This window comes from Actinocorallia lasiicapitis, from assembly GCF_054778695.1.
Window position 1 is genome coordinate 1 of record NZ_BAAGZI010000605.1, and the last position, 2,280, is coordinate 2,280.

The 2,280-nt window shown below is 70.0% G+C and carries 2 protein-coding genes; one reads left to right on the forward strand and one right to left on the reverse strand.

Going from position 1 to position 2,280, the window contains the following annotated elements:
• Nucleotides 1–271: 271 nt before the first annotated feature.
• Nucleotides 272–937, reverse strand: a complete 666-nt coding sequence (locus tag ACYVE7_RS32805; protein WP_460370309.1) for a TetR/AcrR family transcriptional regulator — start codon at nt 935–937, stop codon at nt 272–274.
• 115 nt (nt 938–1,052) lie between these two features.
• On the opposite strand from ACYVE7_RS32805, the gene ACYVE7_RS32810 reads away from it, so the two are divergent.
• A partial coding sequence (locus ACYVE7_RS32810; protein WP_460370310.1) for a glycosyltransferase occupies nt 1,053–2,280 on the forward strand: 1,228 nt, incomplete at its 3' end.

Genomic DNA, 2,280 nt, shown 5'->3' on the forward strand with positions numbered 1-2,280 from the left:
CGCCCGCTCCGACGGCGGCGGCTCCGCGCAGGATCTCGCGGCGGCTGGGCGCCGCCGCACGGCCCGCGAGGGTTTCCCCAAGGACTTCTTCGACGGGACGCCCGGTACGTCCGGCCTCGGCGTGGGCGGCGAGGATGCCGCGCAGCCGGGCGGTCAGGGGGCTGTGGTTTCTCATGGATCTGAATTGAAGATCCATTCAAATAAGATCGCCACTGTACGGGGTGTAAGTTTCCCGCACCGAGTCCTTGCGGGGTGCCGCGTTTGACGGCCGCTAAGGCTGGGCAGGACCAGCAGGCTTGGCCGCGCGCCGCGGCTTCGGCTTGGCCGGAACGGCCGTCGGCAGCGGGTGCCCGGTGGACTGGCGGGCGTAGTCGAGGATCAGCTCGGCGGCCTCGTCCGGGCCGATCAGCGGGTGCCTGGCCACGATCCGGTAGCCGTAGGCGTCCTCCAGCGCGACCAGGTTGCGGGAGATCGTCTGGGAGTCGCCGGCCAGGGTGAACACCCCGAGCGCGGCCCCGGTCTCCAGAATCAGCTGGTACATCGTGACCTGGCGGTCGTAGAGCGTGGTGAGCAGGGTGGCGTAGACCCGGTTGCGGCCGGCCGAACCGCCGAGCTCGCACAGCAGCCGGACGTCGGCGTCGTCCGGGCCTGACGGCAGCCCCGAGCGGATCGTGACGATGAGCTTCTCGACCGGGTCGACGATCGCGCCGATCTTCTTCATCCGCAGGTCGTAGAAGCGCTCCATGCCCGCGTGATGGGCCTCGAGCAGCAGGTCGCTGAGGTCGGGGTAGTGGTATAGGACCGCGCCCGAGGTCAGGCCGGCGGCCTCGGCGACCTGGTTCAGATGGACCCCGTCGGTTCCGTACTGCACCATCGCCCGCCGGGCGGCCTCGATGAGGTCCTGACGCCGCTCGGTCTTCCTCTTACGCGTGGCCATAGCTCATTCTCGGTTCTCCTCGGTGTTGACGGGGATGCCCGAACTCTATTTGAATCTCACTTCAGAAAAGACAGTCCCCCCAGAGTTCATCCTCTGCACGTCCCAGGGAGCCGCCGTGGCCGACCAGTTGACGGTCCTGTTCATGCCGGAGAGCGCCTACGGGCCCACCAACAACTGCGTGGGCATCGGCGACGTGCTCCGCAGGCGCGGCCACCGGGTGGTGTTCGCCGCCGAGGCCTCGTGGAAGGGCAAGCTCGCCCCGCTCGGCTTCGAGGAGGACCTGGTCGAGCTCGCTCCCCCGGCGCAGGACGCCGTCGAGCAGGACGCCGGCCAGTTCTGGAAGGACTTCATCCGCGACACCGCGCCGGAGTTCCGCAAGCCGACCTTCGACCAGCTCGACACCTGGATCAAGCCGGTCTGGGAGGAGCTGATCACCGGCGCCCGCTACTGCGAGCCGCAGCTCAAGGCGATCATCGACCGGGTCAGGCCGGACGTCATCGTCGAGGACAACGTGGTGGCGTTCCCCGCGCTGACCACCGCGGGCGTGCCGTTCGTCCGGATCGTCTCCTGCAACCCGCTGGAGGTGAAGTCCGCCGAGGCGCCGCCGCCGTTCTCCGGCTACCCGATCGCCGACCGGTCCGGCTGGGACGCCTTCCGCGCCGAGTACGACCGCACCCACCGGGCGATCTGGGCGGAGTTCAACGCCTGGGTCGTCGCGCAGGGCGCCGCGCCGCTGCCCGAGCTGGAGTTCGTCCACGAGGGCGCCGCCAACCTGTACGTCTATCCGGAGATCGCCGACTACCCGCGCGAGCTCGGCCCGTCCTGGCACCGGCTGGACTCCTCCGTGCGCGGCACCGACGAGGCGTTCGAGCTGCCCGAGGCGCTGCGCGGCGGCGAGGGCGCGCTGATCTACTTCTCCCTCGGCTCGCTGGGCTCCGCCGACGTCGAGCTGATGCGCCGCGTCGTCGGCGCGCTGGCGGACACCCCGCACCGCTACATCGTCTCCAAGGGGCCGCTGCACGAGGAGATCGAGCTGGCCCCGAACATGTGGGGCGCGGAGTTCGTGCCGCAGACCCAGGTGATCCCGCTGGTCGATCTGGTGATCACGCACGGCGGCAACAACACGACCACCGAGAGCCTGCACTTCGGCAAGCCGATGATCCTGCTGCCGCTCTTCTGGGACCAGTACGACAACGCCCAGCGGGTCGACGAGCTCGGGCTCGGCGTCCGGCTGGACACCTACCGCTTCACCGACGCCGAGCTGCACGCCGCGATCGAGCGGCTGCTCGGCGACACGGAGCTGCGCGCCAGGCTCGCCGCGGCGGGCGCGGACGTCCGCGCGC

Coding starts and splice junctions, on each gene's coding strand:
- ACYVE7_RS32805 (WP_460370309.1), bottom strand. CDS start 937: ATGGCCACGCGTAAGAGGAAGACCGAGCGGCGTCAGGACCTCATCGAG.